18 protein-coding genes are annotated in these 17467 nt (G+C 39.9%); 4 read left to right on the forward strand and 14 right to left on the reverse strand.

Annotation, left to right across the window (positions count from 1 at the left end):
- Nucleotides 1-51: 51 nt before the first annotated feature.
- Nucleotides 52-1107 (reverse strand): DNA polymerase IV, encoded by a 1056-nt coding sequence (gene dinB / locus AAEU29_RS15765; RefSeq protein ID WP_421974210.1) that lies wholly within the window; start codon nucleotides 1105-1107, stop codon nucleotides 52-54.
- A 219-nt stretch (nucleotides 1108-1326) separates the two neighbouring features.
- Here dinB and AAEU29_RS15770 point away from each other — a divergent pair, with 219 nt between their 5' ends.
- From AAEU29_RS15770 to AAEU29_RS15785, 4 genes are all read left to right on the forward strand, one after another.
- Nucleotides 1327-1692 carry a DUF3192 domain-containing protein gene (locus AAEU29_RS15770; RefSeq protein ID WP_274761016.1) on the forward strand — a complete coding sequence of 122 codons (366 nt, stop codon included), beginning with the start codon at nucleotides 1327-1329 and terminating at the stop codon, nucleotides 1690-1692.
- A 146-nt stretch (nucleotides 1693-1838) separates the two neighbouring features.
- A complete protein-coding gene (locus AAEU29_RS15775; RefSeq protein WP_421974211.1) occupies nucleotides 1839-2591 on the forward strand; it encodes a LytR/AlgR family response regulator transcription factor in 753 nt (250 codons plus the stop codon).
- Nucleotides 2592-2645: 54 nt separating this feature from the next.
- A complete protein-coding gene (locus tag AAEU29_RS15780) occupies nucleotides 2646-3029 on the forward strand; it encodes a BlaI/MecI/CopY family transcriptional regulator (protein WP_274761013.1) in 384 nt (127 codons plus the stop codon).
- A gap of 9 nt (nucleotides 3030-3038) precedes the next feature.
- Complete coding sequence (locus AAEU29_RS15785; RefSeq protein ID WP_421974212.1) at nucleotides 3039-4922, forward strand: M56 family metallopeptidase; 1884 nt, start codon at nucleotides 3039-3041, stop codon at nucleotides 4920-4922.
- Between the two features lie 73 nt (nucleotides 4923-4995).
- On the opposite strand, the gene nqrM is transcribed toward AAEU29_RS15785, so the two are convergent.
- The 13 genes from nqrM to AAEU29_RS15850 all read right to left on the reverse strand — a co-directional run bounded on the left by nqrM (nucleotide 4996) and on the right by AAEU29_RS15850 (nucleotide 17440).
- The gene (gene nqrM / locus AAEU29_RS15790; RefSeq protein WP_010561776.1) at nucleotides 4996-5208 is read right to left on the reverse strand and encodes a (Na+)-NQR maturation NqrM; all 213 of its coding nucleotides are present in this window, start codon (nucleotides 5206-5208) and stop codon (nucleotides 4996-4998) included.
- Nucleotides 5209-5369: 161 nt separating this feature from the next.
- Nucleotides 5370-6392: an FAD:protein FMN transferase gene (locus tag AAEU29_RS15795; protein WP_421974213.1), complete on the reverse strand. Its 1023-nt coding sequence runs from the start codon at nucleotides 6390-6392 to the stop codon at nucleotides 5370-5372.
- A gap of 94 nt (nucleotides 6393-6486) precedes the next feature.
- Nucleotides 6487-7713 carry an NADH:ubiquinone reductase (Na(+)-transporting) subunit F gene (nqrF, locus tag AAEU29_RS15800; RefSeq protein WP_421974214.1) on the reverse strand — a complete coding sequence of 409 codons (1227 nt, stop codon included), beginning with the start codon at nucleotides 7711-7713 and terminating at the stop codon, nucleotides 6487-6489.
- 20 nt (nucleotides 7714-7733) lie between these two features.
- Entirely contained in the window at nucleotides 7734-8342 is a 609-nt protein-coding gene (nqrE, locus tag AAEU29_RS15805; protein ID WP_010561779.1) for an NADH:ubiquinone reductase (Na(+)-transporting) subunit E, read from the reverse strand.
- A 10-nt stretch (nucleotides 8343-8352) separates the two neighbouring features.
- Nucleotides 8353-8982: an NADH:ubiquinone reductase (Na(+)-transporting) subunit D gene (locus AAEU29_RS15810; RefSeq protein WP_054980658.1), complete on the reverse strand. Its 630-nt coding sequence runs from the start codon at nucleotides 8980-8982 to the stop codon at nucleotides 8353-8355.
- Nucleotides 8982-9728 carry a Na(+)-translocating NADH-quinone reductase subunit C gene (locus AAEU29_RS15815; protein WP_421974215.1) on the reverse strand — a complete coding sequence of 249 codons (747 nt, stop codon included), beginning with the start codon at nucleotides 9726-9728 and terminating at the stop codon, nucleotides 8982-8984. The genes AAEU29_RS15810 and AAEU29_RS15815 overlap by 1 nt, the downstream gene beginning before the upstream one ends.
- Nucleotides 9721-10920: an NADH:ubiquinone reductase (Na(+)-transporting) subunit B gene (locus tag AAEU29_RS15820; protein ID WP_372766480.1), complete on the reverse strand. Its 1200-nt coding sequence runs from the start codon at nucleotides 10918-10920 to the stop codon at nucleotides 9721-9723. Before AAEU29_RS15820 ends, AAEU29_RS15815 begins: the two co-directional genes overlap by 8 nt.
- Nucleotides 10921-10924: 4 nt before the next feature.
- A complete protein-coding gene (locus tag AAEU29_RS15825) occupies nucleotides 10925-12268 on the reverse strand; it encodes a Na(+)-translocating NADH-quinone reductase subunit A (RefSeq protein ID WP_421974216.1) in 1344 nt (447 codons plus the stop codon).
- Nucleotides 12269-12642: 374 nt separating this feature from the next.
- Complete coding sequence (fabV, locus tag AAEU29_RS15830) at nucleotides 12643-13830, reverse strand: enoyl-ACP reductase FabV (protein WP_421974217.1); 1188 nt, start codon at nucleotides 13828-13830, stop codon at nucleotides 12643-12645.
- Nucleotides 13831-13963: 133 nt separating this feature from the next.
- A complete protein-coding gene (locus AAEU29_RS15835) occupies nucleotides 13964-15061 on the reverse strand; it encodes a TRAP transporter substrate-binding protein (RefSeq protein WP_421974218.1) in 1098 nt (365 codons plus the stop codon).
- 33 nt (nucleotides 15062-15094) lie between these two features.
- Nucleotides 15095-16474: a TRAP transporter large permease gene (locus AAEU29_RS15840; RefSeq protein ID WP_421974219.1), complete on the reverse strand. Its 1380-nt coding sequence runs from the start codon at nucleotides 16472-16474 to the stop codon at nucleotides 15095-15097.
- Nucleotides 16474-17016 carry a TRAP transporter small permease subunit gene (locus tag AAEU29_RS15845; RefSeq protein ID WP_274761002.1) on the reverse strand — a complete coding sequence of 181 codons (543 nt, stop codon included), beginning with the start codon at nucleotides 17014-17016 and terminating at the stop codon, nucleotides 16474-16476. The genes AAEU29_RS15840 and AAEU29_RS15845 overlap by 1 nt, the downstream gene beginning before the upstream one ends.
- A 115-nt stretch (nucleotides 17017-17131) precedes the next feature.
- Nucleotides 17132-17440 carry a BolA family protein gene (locus tag AAEU29_RS15850; protein WP_274761001.1) on the reverse strand — a complete coding sequence of 103 codons (309 nt, stop codon included), beginning with the start codon at nucleotides 17438-17440 and terminating at the stop codon, nucleotides 17132-17134.
- Nucleotides 17441-17467 lie beyond the last annotated feature (27 nt).

A 17467-nucleotide genomic window follows, 5' to 3' on the forward strand; every position in this document is an offset into this window, starting at 1 on the left:
TCGCGTTAGTTTAGAAAAGATGGCTTAAATATGGGGTTAAATTTATAAAATTCAAGTTTCAAACATAGCAAGCTGCTCATGAGCACATTGACTATCAGCAATGCCAACGCCTATACCCAATAATCTCACTCCTTTATTTGCCCCGCGCTGGTAGGCTTTTTCAATTAAGCTAGCAAAAATTCCGTCGTCTAATTGATTACAACTATAATCAGCTGTGGTGCTCACAAAATCATTAAATTTAACTTTAACTGACAACTTAGATACTTTATTTATCAAACCTTTAGCCTCAAGTCGCTTATTAAGCTCAGCACGAAGTTTTGGCAGTTCTTGCAAACACTGCTCAAGAGATGTTTTGTCGTATTCATAAGTATGTTCAACTGAAAGTGATTTTCTAATTCGAGACATATTAATACTGCCAATCACTTCCCCATTACACTTTTTAAAAAGCTCAGCCCCCCAATTGCCAAACTTAACCTGCATTTGGTTTAATCCCAAATTAAGCACGTCTTCCCCAACAAATAAGCCAGATGCATTTAATTTCTCCAGAGTCACTTTTCCTACCCCTGGAATTTTTTTGAGGTTGAGCGACTTCAGAAATGTATTTACGCGGTGAGGTGGAATTAAGCAATAACCGTTAGGTTTATTTTCATCACTGGCGATTTTAGCTACGAACTTAATTGGCGCAATTCCAGCAGAGGCTGTTAACCCCGTTGTTTGATAAATTTCGTCTCGAATAGCATTGGCAATTAACGTTGCGCTACCAGAATGAAGTTTGCAATCTGTTACATCAAGATAAGCCTCATCTAATGACAGTGGCTCTATTAAATCCGTGTATTTAGCAAAAATCTCGCGCACTTGGCATGAAACTTCTTTATAAACCGACATTCGACCTGGCACAATCAGTAAGTCTGGGCACAATTGCAATGCTTTATAGTTAGACATAGCAGAACGAACACCATACTGGCGCGCAATATAATTTGCAGTAGCCAACACCCCTCTTCGGTGTTTACCACCTATAGCGATGGGCTTATCTCTTAAATCGGGATTGTCACGCATTTCAACAGCGGCATAAAAACAATCCATATCGATATGTATAAATTTTTTCAAAATAAAAACACTGTTTATATATACAGTTCTATTATGAACTATTTAAATAACTTTCAGCAAGCCTATATTTTTAGTCAAAATCCCTAACATTTAGCTTTAAACACTAAACACATCACATAATTAAAAATCAAACTATTGATAAATATGACAATAATTTATGGCACCGTTTCTGCTTTAGAAATGAAAATTATAATATTTGAAATTTATTCAAGGATTTTTATGAAATACTTAGTTTTAGCATCAGCACTTACTCTTCCATTACTAACAGGTTGCGTTGTCGCTGTTGGTGGAGATGGCAAAACCAGCCATACTTCTAGCTGGGAAAGAACCCATGAGAACAATCGTAAAGCAATCGCAAATATGGAACTTGGTAAAGAGTACCAACAAGTAATAAATAAATTGGGAACACCAAGTTTTTCTGAATTAGTTAAACAAGGCGATACTGAATTTCGTGTACTTTATTACGCAACAAACTCAATTCATTCTGATGGAAAAACCACTAAGGACGAATGTACACCGCTTGTTTTTAAAAATAATCAGTTAACTGGTTGGGGCGAAAATGCGTTAAACCAACTTAAAAACTAGTCAATTCAAAGGAGCAACTAAGTTTGCTCCTTCCTTCTAAAAACTCCAAAAAACTATTCATTTATAAGCATTTACAATTAACCATTGACTATTACGATAAGTTTCGTAATATTAAATACGAAAGGCATCGTAATTAGGTGGATAAAATGGATAGATTTAATCTGGTAATTGGTCATAACGACCCAGCATTCAAAGACATTATCTCAAAACAAATTGATAACTCGCTTTTTGCATTAAGTAATGTTGAATCTTGTTTTACGAATTTAATAAAAGCCTGTAAAGAAACAAGCGCCAAAGTACTCTTTATTCAAAATGAGCTAATCAAAGAAAACGATTGGATTACATTACAATCGTTGGCAAGTTCAACTGAAATAGTACTGTTATCTAATAATCGAATTGATGCCGCTAAGGCATTTGAGTTTGATTTATTTGATTTTATATTGGAGCCTATTGCGAGTTCTCGTCTTGGCAAAACATTTGATAAATTAGCTCGCTTGCTTTCCCCTGAGAAAAAGCAGTTTGACCTTGTGAGTTCATTAATGCAAAAGCTTACCCCAAATAAGCCAGATGATCGTCAAATTGTTCTAAAAGACGCTGGTCGCATTAAATTTTTAACACCTGATGAAATTTCATGGGTTGGCGGTGCTGGCAACTACGTTGAACTGCATTTAAGTGAAAACGAACGCACTATTCTTCATCGTCAAACATTGTCTTCAATGGAACAACAGCTATTGCCTTACGGGTTTATACGAATTCACCGCTCTGCAATTATTAAGAAGCAAGCTATTCGCGAAATACGCCCAACTGACAACGGTGACTATATTGTAACGCTTAAAAATGGGGCTAATCTCAACCTGTCTCGACGTTACAAACAAAATATGCACGAGTTAATTTGTTGACAAATTAACTCAATCACTTAGAGTAAAGATTAATCTACGAAAAGTGACGTAATTATGAATAAAAATAAACGCGTACCTACCAGTGCTGAGCTAAATATTTTAAATGTGCTTTGGCGTATTCAGCCTGCTACGGTACGAACGTTACATGAACATATCAGTGAAACGCAAAAAATTGGTTACACCACTGTTCTAAAAATGCTGCAAATTATGCATGAAAAAGGGCTTGTCACCCGTGATGAATCAACCCGAGCTCATGTTTATTCTGCAGCTAACTCTGTGGAGCAAACACAATCTTCTTTGCTGTCTGATATTGTCAATAAAGCATTTGGTGGTTCACGTTTTGATCTTGTTATGCGCGCACTTGGCGACAAAGCAAGTTCAGAAGAAATCAGTGAAATTCGTACTCTTTTAGACTCTCTTGAAAAAAATAATAAGTAAGCAAACACTATGGATATATTGCCCTCATTATTAGAAAGTGACCTTCTGCATTCTATTTCTCTAACTCTTTTACACTTTTTATGGCAAGGTTTAGCAATTGCTGGCATTCTTTTGTGTGTTAAAAAACTCACAAGCAATAAACACAGCGAGCTTCGTTATTTAGTTTCGTTATTAAGTTTAACACTGTGCGTTATTGCCCCTACAATTACCTTCTTGCTTATATCACAACCAGAGCAGACAAGTTTAGCAGCTCCCGCCCTTGCAAGTTCAAGCGTGATTTCCGTTGCAACTCAAGCTGATGTCATAGGTCAATTGTACCTATCCGATTTCACACCGCTGATTGCTGTCGCTTGGATGTGTGGTGTTGCCTTGCTAAGTGTGCGACTTGGCTGGCAAATGTTGCAAGTTCATAAATTGACTACAACTAACATCGTGCAGCCTTCAGACAAACTGGAACAGATCTTTAATCAACTTAAGCTGCAACTATCTGTTGCTAAACGCTCGCGCTTAGTTATTTCATTAACAGCACAAGTTCCTATGGCTATTGGTTGGATTAAACCTGTCGTACTTTTACCCGCGAATTTAGCGAGTGGACTTACTATTGCCCAACTAGAAATGTTAATGGCACATGAGCTTGCTCATATTAAGCGCTACGACTACTTGGTAAATTTGATTCAAACGTTTGTCGAATTAGTATTATTTTTCCACCCCGCAGTAAAATGGATCTCAAAACAAATTCGTATTGAACGTGAATATTGTTGTGATGATATTGCGCTACATCATTGTGGTAATCACTTACACTACGCACGCGCGCTTACTGAAGCCGAAGTACTGAGACAAAACATTCCAGAACTTGCCATGGCTGCTACTGGCGGTGATCTGAAGTCACGTATTCACCGTGCAGTTGGTCAACATAGTTGTGCACCGCGTTATGGTAATCAGTGGCTTGCAGCTTTAGCTGCTGTACTTGTGATCCCAAGTATTTTCACTGCTTCAAAAGTAATTGCAATGACTCAAGCTGAGCCTATCAAGACAACCCCGCTTGAGAATCAACATGTGATGGTACTCGATGCAAAACCTGTTGAAACTAAAAAAGTCGAAGCATCAAAACCTTTAACTAAAAATGAACAAGTTTCGAGCAATACCGTTTTAGATAGTGCAAATAATAAAACCGAATTGAAAGAAACCGTTTCTTCGCAAGTAAGTCAATCTGCTTCATACGAACTGCCAGAATCTGAATCTGCCGCCCCAATTGCACAAGCAGACATAGTAAATAAACAAACTGCCTACGAACAATTAGCTGAAGTTGTTGAAGCGCCAGAAATCGTTTCACTTGCCACTAAGGATGCTGTTAACACAGAAGTTGAATTTGTAGAGAACCAAGAGCTTGCTATTGAAACTCAAGATTCAAAAGAAGAAGTACAAACGTCAGTTAACTTAGAGATGACTAATGTAACTACACGTGCCTTTGAGCAATCCCAGCCTGTAATTGTTGAAGAGCAAACATTAACATCATCTGAAATTACTGAAACAGAAGTGCTAACTGAGGCTGTTTCAACTCCTATTGAGAAAACAAAATTTGTCGAGGCAAAACTGCTTGAGTCAGTAATGCCTGAGTACCCAAGAGTTTTTTCTAACTTACAAGGCCAAGAAGATATCTCTGTTACATTTACAGTTGATGTAAACGGTAAAATTACAGACATAGAATATCAATCTGGTGTACCTAGAAACTTTAAGCGTACAATTTCTAGAGCGTTACAAAAATGGCGTTTTGAACCTGCATTACAAGGTAATACAAAGGTTGAATCTAAAGTTAGCAAAGTCTTCAGTTTTAATGACCCAAGCCAATTCTTGAGACCAGTTACCGGAAGTAGAATTGCTAGAAGATTTTAATAAAACACTTCAATAACATAATAAAAAGGCCATCATATGATGGCCTTTTTATTCATTAAAATTTTTTAGTCTTCTAAATAATACGGTCTTTATTCCAGCGACGCTCTTTTGCTAAGCGCTGTTTACGTGCTTCGCACGGATCGTCACAGTCACATACCTTGTCTATACCCATTGCACCTAAACCACCACAGCTACTCGCCATTGATTTCTTTTGCACAATAACACCTACAGCCATTGCAAGTGCGATAATAACTAATAATCCAAATGTAAGAAAAAAGATAGACATAGTTGGCCCCTTAAAAAAGTGGTGCAATTATACGACTTAATAGTAAAAAATGTAATAACGAATTGGTGAATAGTTAAGCCAAAGCAAGCTCTGACAACACCTAGCATAAAAGAAGAAAAGTTGGGTAGTTTAAAAATCTAAACTACCCAACAGAAAAAAACTTATAGGTATGGCTCAAAAGCCTTACTTGCGAAAGTGACAAGGCCTTCAGGGGTCTTACTAATTAAGTAAACAGGAAGGTTATGCTGTTCAGCATAGAGTTTAGCTTGCTCTGTACCCATCACTGTGAGCGCTGTAGCAAGTCCATCAGCCGTCATTGCAGATGAGTGTAGTACAGTAACCGAAACTAAATCTTGGCGCACTGGCTTGCCTGTTTCAGGGTGAATTAAATGAGAATAATGCACACCATCAACATCATAAAAAATGCGATAATCGCCAGATGTTGCCATCGCAATATCATTTACTCTAATTAACTTATGAAACTCACGAGTACCCGGCGCTGCATCCGGTTGTTCAATTGCTAACACCCAAGGAGAGTGATTTGGTTTATGGCCTGATGTACGAATTTCACCGCCAATTTCAACCATATAATTAGTGAGAGAAAGTGAATCTAAATACTCTGCAACTTTATCAATGCCATACCCTTTCGCTGTCGCAGAGTAACTAACTTCAAGTCCATCTACAGTTTTCATAAGGCCATTAGGTGTCAGTTTTAGTTTATCAACACCAATACGCTGCTTAATTTCAGCAATTACAGCATCACTTGGAATCGTTTCAGGGCGATTATCAGGACCAAAGCCCCACAAATCAATTAAAGGGCCCATAGTTACATCTAGCGTGCCTGTACTTACCCCTAAGCGAATAGACTCTGCTGTTACACGGCGAAAATCTTCAGAAATAACAAAGTTCTGGCCGGCAGGTAAGCGATTGAACTGATTGATTTCCGAATCTGGGATATAAGTAGACATTGATTGATTAACGTCTTTTAAAATCTTAGTAACATCACTAAATAAGCTTAGCTCAGTTACTTTTTCTTCAGGCACAAACACCTTAATTGTAAAGGTGGTACCCATAGTTTTTCCTTGAAGTAATACTTCTTGCATCTTGGATTGACTAGGTGCCTGGTCACAGCCTATCAATAAAAAAAGAAATAAGAAAAAAACTGAGTAATAAAATCGTTTCATAAATTTTCAATCTTGCATAAAAAAGCTCCTAAACCATTATAGCTGATTTAGGAGCCTGAACTGTATCGTAAAAATTTATCTTTTTACGTTAAAATTAACCACCGAAGTCATCAAGTAGGATGTTTTCATCTTCAACACCCAAGTCTTTCAGCATGTTAATTACTGCCGCGTTCATCATCGGCGGACCACACATGTAGTATTCACAGTCTTCCGGTGCTTCATGATCACGTAAGTAGTTCTCATAAAGTACATTGTGGATAAAGCCTGTGTAACCTTCCCAGTTATCTTCTGGTTGTGGATCTGATAATGCACAGTGCCATACGAAGTTATCATTTTCAGCTTGTAGGCCGTCAAAATCTTCAACGTAGAACATTTCACGCTTAGAACGCGCACCGTACCAGAAGCTCATCTTACGGTCAGAGTTAAGACGCTTAAGTTGGTCGAAAATATGCGAACGCATTGGCGCCATACCAGCACCACCACCAACGAATACCATTTCTGCGTCTGTGTCTTTCGCAAAGAACTCACCGAACGGACCAGAAATTGTCACCTTGTCACCTTCTTTAAGTGACCAAATGTAAGATGACATCTTACCGCAAGGTAAGCTTAAATCACGCGGTGGCGGCGTAGCGATACGCACGTTAAGCATGATAATGCCTTCTTCTTCTGGGTAGTTAGCCATTGAGTATGCACGGATAGTTTCTTCGTCAACTTTTGACTCAAGTGCAAAGAAGCCGAAGTGTTCCCAATCACCACGATACTCTTCTGGAATATCATAGTCTGCATATTTAACGTGGTGAGCTGGCGCTTCAATCTGGATGTAACCACCTGCACGGAAAGGTACAGATTCGCCATCAGGAATTGCAAGCTTAAGCTCTTTGATGAATGTTGCTTTGTTATCGTTAGAGATAACTGTACATTCCCACTTTTTAACACCGAAAATTGACTCTTCTAGTTCAATTTCCATGTCGCCTTTAACAGCAACCTGACATGCTAAACGACAACCTTCACGCGCTTCACCTTTAGTAATATGGTCAAGCTCAGTTGGTAGAATATCACCACCACCTGAATGAACGTCTACGCGACACTGGCCACATGAACCACCGCCACCACATGCTGAAGATACGAAAATGCCCGCATCAGCAAGTGCGCCTAATAGCTTAGAGCCAGGCTGAGTAACGATCGCTTTTTCAGGATCGCCATTAATTCCAATTGTTACGTTGCCGCTTGGTACTAGCTTAGATTTAGCTGCAATAATCACTAAAACTAACACTACAACAATAGCGACGAACATGCTTACGCCTAATACAACAGTTTCCATCGTATAGTTTCCTCGCTACCTTAAAGTGAAATACCAGAGAATGACATAAAGCCAAGACCCATAAGACCTACAGTGATGAAGGTAATACCTAAACCACGTAAACCATCAGGAATATCAGCATACTTCATCTTCTCACGAATACCTGCTAATGCAACAATCGCAAGCGCCCAACCCACACCAGAACCGATACCAAATACCACTGATTCTGTGAAGTTATAGTTACGCTCAACCATGAATGCTACTGCACCAAAAATCGCACAGTTAACAGTAATTAGCGGTAAGAAGATACCCAGCGCGTTGTATAGCGGTGGGAAAAACTTATCTAATGCCATTTCAAGGATCTGAACAAGTGCAGCAATAACACCGATGAATGTTAGGAACTTAAGGAAGCTTAAGTCAGCTTCTGGGTAACCTAACCACTCAAGCGCACCTGGAGCAAGCAAGTTGTGGTAAACCAAGTTGTTTACTGGTACTGCAACACCAAGAACGAAGATTACAGCAACACCAAGACCTAAAGAGGTAGTAACTTTCTTTGATACAGCTAGGAATGTACACATACCTAGGAAGAAAGAAAGCGCTAAGTTTTCAATGAAAACCGCTTTGATAAATAGATTAATATAATGTTCCATCTCTTACCTCTTACGCTTTCTCTACTTGGTCTTTCTTATAAGTACGAAGTACCCAAATGAATAAACCAATAATGAAGAAAGAACTTGGTGGAAGAATTAGAAGACCCATTGGCTGATAGAAACCACCTTCAGAAACTAAAGGTAAGATTTCAACATCAAACAGCGTACCTTTACCGAATAGTTCACGAATGAAACCAACTGTAAGTAGTACTACTGAGTAACCAAGACCATTACCAATACCGTCTAGGAAAGACATCATTGGTGGTGACTTCATTGCATATGCTTCCGCACGGCCCATTACAATACAGTTAGTAATGATTAGACCAACGAATACCGAAAGCTCTTTCGCTGTTGCGTAAACAAACGCTTGTAGAGTTTGGTCAACAACGATTACTAATGATGCAATAATCGTCATCTGTACGATAATACGTACGCTTGATGGAATATGGTTACGGATCATCGAGATGAATAAGCTCGAGAAAGCCGTTACTAATGTCAATGCGATTGACATGATAAGCGCATTTTTAAGGCTTGAAGTTACTGCTAGTGCAGAACAAATACCCAGTACTTGAAGTGCAATTGGGTTGTTCGCAAAAACAGGACCAAACAAGACTTCTTTCATTTCTTTAGAATTAGCCATTAGTTCAATGCTCCTTCACGTACTTTCGCAAGGAATGGACCAAACGCTTTTTCGCTTGTCCAGAACTTGAATGTGTTATCAACACCAACCGAAGTAAGCGTCGCACCTGATAAACCATCCACTTTATGCACGTCAGAACCTGCTGTACCTTTAACGATATCAACTGGTAACTGCTTTTCTTTCCACTGAGCAGTCCACTTAGGGTTTTGGATTTCACCACCAAGACCTGGAGTTTCGTTGTGCTTGTAGAAGTTAATCGCTTTAACTGTTTTAGTGTCAGTATCTAACGCTAAGAAACCATACATAATACCCCAAAGGCCGTAACCTTGAACTGGTAGAATAATAGTTTCAACTTTACCGCTGTCATTTTTTGCAAAATAAACTGGCGATTCAGTTGTCATACGCTGAACACCTGCTTTGTCATCTTTCTTGTCTAATTTAACGCTGCGTTTAGCGTCAAACTTAGTCATTTCAAAATCAAAGCTGTTTGGATCTGTGTCAACAAACTCACCTGTTTTCATATCAACAACGCGAGCTTCAATGTTTGCATTGAACGTAGCAGACACATCTTTCACGTCAGCAAAACCAGCAGCAGCTAGAATATTACGCTGAACGTCTTGTGTTTTGTTTGCTTGCTGTAGAGGACGAAGTTGAACAGCTGCCATAGATACAACAACCGCACACACTAAACATAGGCCAACTACAACACCAAGTGTTTTGCCGATAGATTCGTTATTACTAGCCACGAGCCAATCTCCTCTTGATGTTCGACTGAACTACAAAGTGGTCGAATAACGGCGCAAACAAGTTAGCAAATAGAATCGCTAGCATCATACCTTCTGGGTATGCAGGGTTTACTACACGGATTAAAACAACCATTACACCAATAAGAATACCGTAAGCCCACTTACCTTTATCTGTGAAAGATGCAGAAACTGGGTCGGTCGCCATGAAGAACATACCAAATGCGAAGCCACCTAGGACAAGGTGCCAATGCCAAGGCATTGCAAACATGTTATTGGTTTCAGAACCGATACCATTTAGTAGGAATGACGTAGCAACCATACCAGCAAACACACCTAGTACGATGCGCCATGAAGCGATACGGAAATAGATTAGTGCTAAACCACCAATCATAAGCGCTAGCGTTGATGTCTCACCCACAGAACCTTGAATAAAGCCGTAGAATGCATTTAACCATAGTTCCATGTTGTTGTAGTCGATGCTACCAACAACAGCTTGACCTAGGTAAGTTGCACCTGAGAAACCATCTACCGCAGTCCACACAGTATCACCTGAGATTTGTGCTGGATATGCAAAGAATAAGAACGCACGACCTGCTAATGCTGGGTTTAAGAAGTTACGGCCTGTACCACCAAATACTTCTTTCGCCATTACTACACCAAAGGTAATACCTAGTGCCACTTGCCAAAGCGGAATTGTCGCAGGCAAGATAAGAGCGAATAGTACTGATGTTACGAAGAAGCCTTCGTTAACTTCGTGCTTACGAACTGATGCAAATAGTACTTCCCAGAAACCACCTACCGCAAACACAGTTGCGTAGATTGGTAGGAAGAAACAGGCACCATAGAACATTTTCGCGCCCCAACCAGAAGTAGCGGTTAAATCACCACCAAAAAGTTGGAATAACGCAACCTGCCATGAATCACCTAAAGCAAAACCATTAGCAAGCGCGATTGACGCTTGATGACCAATGTTAAACATACCAAAGAACATAGCTGGGAATGTTGCCATCCATACTAAGATCATAATACGTTTAAGGTCGATATTATCACGTACGTGAGAGCCAGTTTTTGTTACATGACCTGGTGTATAGAAAATTGTCGCAGCTGCTTCATACAGTGCATACCATTTTTCGTGTTTACCACCTGGTTCAAAATGCGGCTCGATATCTTCAAGAAACTTCTTTAAGCCCATGGGATTAACCTTCCTTCTCAATAGTAGTCAGGCGTTCACGAAGGATTGGACCATACTCGTATTTACCTGGACAAACGAAGGTACATAGCGCTAAATCTTCTTCATCTAGCTCAAGTGCACCTAGCGAAATCGCACCATCTAAATCACCCGCGATTAAATCACGAAGTAATAATGTAGGAAGGATATCTAAAGGCATAATGCGCTCATAGTTGCCGATTGGCACCATAGAACGGCTTGAGCCACCTGTTGATGTCGTCATTTTAAATAAACGACTAGGCGCTAAATGCGATAGGAAAGTACGTGTTACTGAGAACTTCTTCGCACCTGGAGCGATCCAGCCAAATAGTTCTTTTTCACGACCTTCTAACAATGCAGTGATCTGGTTGTGGTAACGACCTAAGAAAGCATGAGGACCGCTAGCCGTAGTACCCGAAAGTACAGAACCTGAAATCACACGGTTTTCGCCATCTTCTAACTCACCTGCAACGATGTCATCAGTAGATGCACCTAGTTGAGTTTTGATTAAACGTGGGTTTTTAACTGTAGGACCAGCTAAAGACACAACACGATCAGTGAAGATTTCACCTGTTAGAAATAGCTTACCGAATGCAATCACATCTTGGTAACCTAAGTGCCATACTTGCTTGTTAGCAGAAACAGCATCTAAGAAGTGAATGTGAGTACCAACTAGACCTGCGGGGTGCTTACCACCGAACTCATGTACTTCTACTTGAGCTACAGATGAAGAAGGAACTGTTGCACCAGGCGCTTTACAAACAAACACTTTACCGTCAGTTAAGCGAGAAACAACCGCAAGGCCTGCTTCAAATGCTTCAGCTTGCTCAGCAATAACAATTGCTGGATCCGCTGCTAATGGGTTTGTGTCAATTGCAGTAACAAAAATCGAGCTTGGCGTTGCATCCAAAGCTGGAACTTTGCTAAATGGACGGGTACGAAGCGCCGGCCATTGACCTGATTCAACCAGTACTTCTTGCACTTTTGCACGGTCAAGGTTCGCTAGCTCACCTGCCGAGAAAGACGCAAACGTCACTTGCTCACTGCCGTTAACTTCAATAACAACAGATTGCAAAACACGCTTAGCACCGCGGTTGATTTCCTTAACAACACCAGAAGCTGGTGCAGTATATTTAACGCCAGGAGTCTTTTTGTCTTCAAAAAGAACTTGGCCTTTTTTGACTTGGTCATCCACACGAACATGCATGGTAGGACGCATACCAATAAATTCTTCACCTAGCACAGCGACTCGTTTAACGGCAGAACCGTCATGAATCACCTGCGAAGGTGCGCCTTCAATTGGCAAGTCCAGACCTTTTTTTATGTTGATCATACGCACTTGCATTACATTAATGAAAAGAAACTGAAAAATCTAACCATGTACCACCAAACATTCACAAAAGTGCAAATATTAGGCAATACAATCGAATCTATACATATTCCCCGAATTTTAACATTAATTCGGTTGACTATGCGAGTCTAAATTGAAATTTATGCTTACAAATTAAAGCCTAAAATTTGTACTTTACAAGTATCTAAACGCACTAATCTTCTGGGTCGATCACCAATTTAAGGAAATCAATTAGCCAAAAGTGTTACGTGAGAATTTTTCAGCAGGGATAAGATAAATAGAAATGAGAATTAAGAGTCCAGAATATCGGCGCTCTACACACCAACCTTCTGAACTCTAAATAAGAGAATCTGAGTTTACACTAACTCGATATCTGCAACTGGGTTTACATCAGCGTCATAATCTACGCTATCAATACCAAAACCGAATAACTTTAAAAACTCATTGTGATAGCTCACGTAGTCAGTTAATTCGTCAATTGTATCTGTATCTACTGTATCCCAAATTGTTTGAACGCGTGCTTGAACATCATCTTCCAATTCTTTGTAGTTTTGGAATAAATGACCACCATCATCAAAACGCGGATTGTCACCGTAAAGGTTCTCACGGAATAAGCCATCAATTTGTTCAATTGTGCCTTCGTAAGTGCCATCTTCTTTCATTACTTTGAAAAGACCTGAAATGTAAAGTGGCATAATCGGAATTGCAGAGCTTGCTTGGGTTACAACAGCATTTAAAGAAGAAACATACGCTTCCCCTTTAAGGTTAGCTGTTTTCTCTTTAATCGCTGCTGCTGCACGGTCTAAATCTTCTTTCGCTTTACCAATTGTTGCATGACCGTAAATTGGCCATGTTAATTCTTTACCAATGTAGGTATAAGCAGATGTTTTAAAGCCATCAGCAAGAACGTCAGCCTGTTGTAGCGCATCAAGCCACATTTCCCAGTCTTCACCGCCCATTACTTTTACAGTATTTGCGATTTCTTCTTCGTTTGCTGCTTCAACCGTCACTTCATCAATAACACGCTTAGAAGTATTTAAGTTTTTGGTTGTTACAGAGTTACCAATTGGCTTAAGTACTGATGAATACGTTTCACCCGTATTAGGATCGGTACGACGCGGCGACGCTAAGCTGTAAATTATAAGGTCTACTTTGCCAATCTCTTCTTTAATGGTTGCAATCGTTTTTTCTTTTAATTCATTAGAAAATGCATCGCCATTAATATTTTTTGACCAAAGACCAGCCGCTTCAGCTTCAGCCTGAAACGCAGCAGTGTTATACCAACCCGCTGAGCCTGTTTTTTTCTCTGTACCTTCTTTTTCAAAAAAGATACCTAACGTCTTCGCACCAGCACCAAATGCTGCTGTAATACGAGATGCAAGGCCGTAACCTGTTGATGCACCGATCACAAGTACATTTTTAGGACCGTTTTCTAACTGGCCTTGTGACTTCACATATTCAATCTGTTCTTTTACATGAGCAGCACAGCCAACAGGGTGTGCATTTGTACAAATAAAACCACGAATTTTAGGCTTGATAACCATAAGTTAATTCCACTTTTACCTAATAAAATCTTTTAAAATTGTTGCTAGTTTAAAGCAAAGCACTGATAAACAGGTCTGATCAGCAAATAATTTTCATAAAAAAGGGGCTTACGCCCCCTAACATCTTATCTTGTTATCGATTCGAATAATATTCCATTTCCGAAATCTGATGGTACGCCTTAACTTGCTGAAGAAACTCAGAGTAAGAACGCCATACTTTGGCAACCGCTTCATCATTGCGCGCTTGCTCGCTAATTACTTCCATAGTGGCTGCTTTTAGCGCCTGCATTACTTCTGGCGAGAATTTACGCAGCTTAACATTGTGCTTGTTTTTCAGCTGATCAAGCGCTGTGTTATTGCGTGCAGTGTATTCATCAAGCATATCTTGATTAGCAGTACGCATCGCTGAGGTGACAATAGCTTGTAAATCACTTGGTAATGAAGCAAACGCCTCTTTGTTAATTAAAAACTCTAAATTTGCGCCAGGTTCGTGCCAGCCAGAATAGTAATAAAACTCTGCTGCTTTATTTAAACCAAATGCTAAGTCATTGTATGGACCAACCCATTCCGTCGCATCAATAGCACCAGTTTGCAGCGCAGTGAAAATCTCTCCGCCTGTCAGCGATAATGGCACGCCACCGAGTTTTTCAAGCACTTCACCGCCTAAACCTGGAATACGCATTTTTAGGCCTTTTAAATCCTCAACGCTATTTACTTCTTTTTTAAACCAGCCTGCCATTTGCACACCAGTATTACCACCAGCCGCAGGAATTAAGTTATAAGGTGCATAAAGCTCTTTCCATAATTCCATACCACCACCGTGGTGTAGCCAACCGTTAACTTCTTGCGCGTTCATACCAAATGGGATTGCCGTAAAAAATTGTGCAGCAGGAATTTTACCTTTCCAATAATAAGCAGCACTATGACCCATCTCAGCGGTACCACTTGAAACCGTATCAAATACTTCAAACCCAGGCACTAACTCGCCCGCGCCATAGACTTTAATTTTTAAGCGGCCATTACTCATCGCTTCTACATTTTCTGCAAAACGCTCTGGCGCTGTACCGAGCCCAGGGTAATTTTTTGGCCAACTGGTTACCAACTTCCATTTAAAGTTTTGTTGAACTTCAGCTGTATTTGTTGTTGCATTACTTGTTTGTTGTTCTTGACCACAACCACTTAAACCAATTGCCAAGGCAATCGAAGTGATTAATGTACTGAGTTTTTTCATGCTTCCTCCGTGCGTTTTATTTCAACCGATAAGCTAAGCGTAGAGTTTGCCTGGTAACCAAGTTACTAAGCTTGGATATGCAGCCATTAACGCCAATAAAATCAATTGAATAATAATAAAAGGTATCACGCCTTTGTAAATTTGCGAGGTCAACACTGATTTTGGTGCAACACCGCGTAAATAAAATAGTGCAAAGCCAAATGGCGGGGTTAAAAACGAGGTTTGTAGATTCACCGCTATCATAATGCCAAGCCAAATAGGATCAGCCCCCATCATTAATAAAATTGGCGCAACGATTGGCACAACCACAAAGGTGATTTCAATAAAATCCAAAATAAAGCCAAGTAAAAACATCACCAACATTACAACAAACATCGCGCCAAATAAGCCACCGGGTAATGCTTCAAACATTTCTGCAATCAGCTCTTCGCCACCAAATCCTCTAAAAACCAGTGAAAACAGTGATGCACCGATTAAAATCATAAACACCATGGCGGTGACTTTGGTGGTGCTTTGCATTACCGCGTTTAGATTTGTGAGGTTAAACTGCTTTTGCCAAATGGCTAAAATAATCGCACCAAATGCCCCCACTCCAGCGGCTTCTGTTGGTGTAGCAATACCAAACAAAATGGAGCCAAGTACAATAAAAATCAGCATAAGTGGCGGCACAAGCGCTACAAATAGCGATACTTGCTTACGCTTTTTAATATGCTCAATGTCTTCATCAAGTAATGCTGGAACTTGTTCGGGTTTAAATATCGCAACAAACACTGAGTACAGAATATAAAGCCCTACTAAAATCATGCCGGGGATCACAGCACCTGCGAACAAATCCCCTACACTGACATTTTCAGGTGAAAAAATTCCCATATTAAGTTGTGCTTGCTGATAGCTACTCGATAGCACATCACCTAACAATACCAGGGCAATTGAAGGCGGAATGATCTGACCTAGTGTGCCGGTTGCAGTGATAATACCGCAGCTATATTGCTCGCTATATCCGCGCTTTAACATCGTCGGTAGTGCAAGTAATCCCATGGTAACAACTGTTGCGCCTACAATGCCGGTACTTGCAGCGAGTAACATTCCAACTAAGGTTACCGCTATGCCCATGCCCGCTTTGCGTTTACCCATAACCACGGCCATGGCATCTAGTAAATTTTCAGCAACTTTCGATTTTTCCAGCATCACGCCCATAAATACAAATAACGGCACGGCAATTAAGGTGCTATTAGTGACTATGCCAAATAAGCGATTTGGTAGAGCGTGTAAAAACGCGCCATCAAAAATACCAAAAAGACTGCCAATTCCGGCAAAGATAAGTGCAGTACCGGCAAGTGAAAATGCCACAGGGAAGCCTAACAATAAGACTAAACAAACACACACAAAGAGAAGAATAGCCATGTATTCCATTAGCTTTCTCCTTTTTTAAGCAGCACATTTAAACTTTTACAAAGCTCACTCACACTTTGTATCAGTAATAAAATACTCATCGCTGGAATTAAGCTTTTAAGAAGATAGACAAAAGGTAAACCGCCAGCCTCTTGAGACTGCTCTTTAATTTGCCAAGACACAGCGACATAATCAAAACTCACTAGCAAAATAAAAATAGCCACAGGCCACAGCAAAATTAAATGACCAAGTAGATTCACCAGGGCTTTTTTAAAGGGGGAAAAACGGCGGTAAAACACATCAACACGCACATGCTCATCATGTTTAAGTGCATAGCTACAGCCGAGCATAAACAAATAAGCATGGAGATAAAGAACAGACTCTTGCAGTGCAATCCAGCCAAGGCTAAAACCATAGCGTAAAAGCACAATGGCAAACATTAATATCACCATGGCAAAACTAAACCAAGCAATACTTCGCCCGATAAATTCAATAAAATTATCGAGCTTATTGGCTATTTTAAGTAAGTTTGACGAAGGCGAATTGGAACTGACTGCATCCATGTTAATTATTGTTATCGTTTCAAAAGGGAAAATGTAACACTTAATTAACAGGGTTAAAAGTCCAACCTGTTGAGCATACACGGCTGGACACAAGCATATTGATAGTATTGTTTAGTTACATATCAAATTTAGAGCCACCTAAACATTTTGGCGAATTGGGAATATCAGCATTTTGCCACTGTGTTGGCGTGTAAGTATGAATTGCTAACGCATGGATATGATTTGCTAATTCATCCGCCAATACGTCATTGATCATACGATGACATTGCAGTAGTCGCTTACCTTCAAAATCATTGCTGACAAGAATCACCTTAAAATGAGATTCAGTGCCACGGCTGTGCATATGGCTTTCATTAATTACCTCTAGGTGATCATACGTAAACGCATTTTTCAGTTTTGATTCGATTTGCTCTAACATCGACATAAGTGTGCCTCTTAAATATTTTTCGCC

Origin of the sequence: Pseudoalteromonas aquimarina (assembly GCF_049257255.1) — a bacterium.
Taxonomy (GTDB): Bacteria; Pseudomonadota; Gammaproteobacteria; order Enterobacterales; family Alteromonadaceae; genus Pseudoalteromonas.

What these genes read in the sequence shown, in the direction of transcription:
- AAEU29_RS15840 (WP_421974219.1), bottom strand. Translation starts at nt 16,474, where the DNA reads ATGGAATACATGGCTATTCTTCTCTTTGTGTGTGTTTGTTTAGTCTTA.
- nqrM (WP_010561776.1), bottom strand. Translation starts at nt 5,208, where the DNA reads ATGTCTATCTTTTTTCTTACATTTGGATTATTAGTTATTATCGCACTT.
- nqrE (WP_010561779.1), bottom strand. Translation starts at nt 8,342, where the DNA reads ATGGAACATTATATTAATCTATTTATCAAAGCGGTTTTCATTGAAAAC.
- fabV (WP_421974217.1), bottom strand. Translation starts at nt 13,830, where the DNA reads ATGGTTATCAAGCCTAAAATTCGTGGTTTTATTTGTACAAATGCACAC.
- AAEU29_RS15775 (WP_421974211.1), top strand. Translation starts at nt 1,839, where the DNA reads ATGGATAGATTTAATCTGGTAATTGGTCATAACGACCCAGCATTCAAA.
- AAEU29_RS15785 (WP_421974212.1), top strand. Translation starts at nt 3,039, where the DNA reads ATGGATATATTGCCCTCATTATTAGAAAGTGACCTTCTGCATTCTATT.
- AAEU29_RS15820 (WP_372766480.1), bottom strand. Translation starts at nt 10,920, where the DNA reads ATGGGCTTAAAGAAGTTTCTTGAAGATATCGAGCCGCATTTTGAACCA.
- AAEU29_RS15795 (WP_421974213.1), bottom strand. Translation starts at nt 6,392, where the DNA reads ATGAAACGATTTTATTACTCAGTTTTTTTCTTATTTCTTTTTTTATTG.
- AAEU29_RS15780 (WP_274761013.1), top strand. Translation starts at nt 2,646, where the DNA reads ATGAATAAAAATAAACGCGTACCTACCAGTGCTGAGCTAAATATTTTA.
- AAEU29_RS15810 (WP_054980658.1), bottom strand. Translation starts at nt 8,982, where the DNA reads ATGGCTAATTCTAAAGAAATGAAAGAAGTCTTGTTTGGTCCTGTTTTT.
- AAEU29_RS15770 (WP_274761016.1), top strand. Translation starts at nt 1,327, where the DNA reads ATGAAATACTTAGTTTTAGCATCAGCACTTACTCTTCCATTACTAACA.
- AAEU29_RS15850 (WP_274761001.1), bottom strand. Translation starts at nt 17,440, where the DNA reads ATGTCGATGTTAGAGCAAATCGAATCAAAACTGAAAAATGCGTTTACG.
- nqrF (WP_421974214.1), bottom strand. Translation starts at nt 7,713, where the DNA reads ATGGAAACTGTTGTATTAGGCGTAAGCATGTTCGTCGCTATTGTTGTA.
- AAEU29_RS15835 (WP_421974218.1), bottom strand. Translation starts at nt 15,061, where the DNA reads ATGAAAAAACTCAGTACATTAATCACTTCGATTGCCTTGGCAATTGGT.
- AAEU29_RS15825 (WP_421974216.1), bottom strand. Translation starts at nt 12,268, where the DNA reads ATGATCAACATAAAAAAAGGTCTGGACTTGCCAATTGAAGGCGCACCT.
- AAEU29_RS15845 (WP_274761002.1), bottom strand. Translation starts at nt 17,016, where the DNA reads ATGGATGCAGTCAGTTCCAATTCGCCTTCGTCAAACTTACTTAAAATA.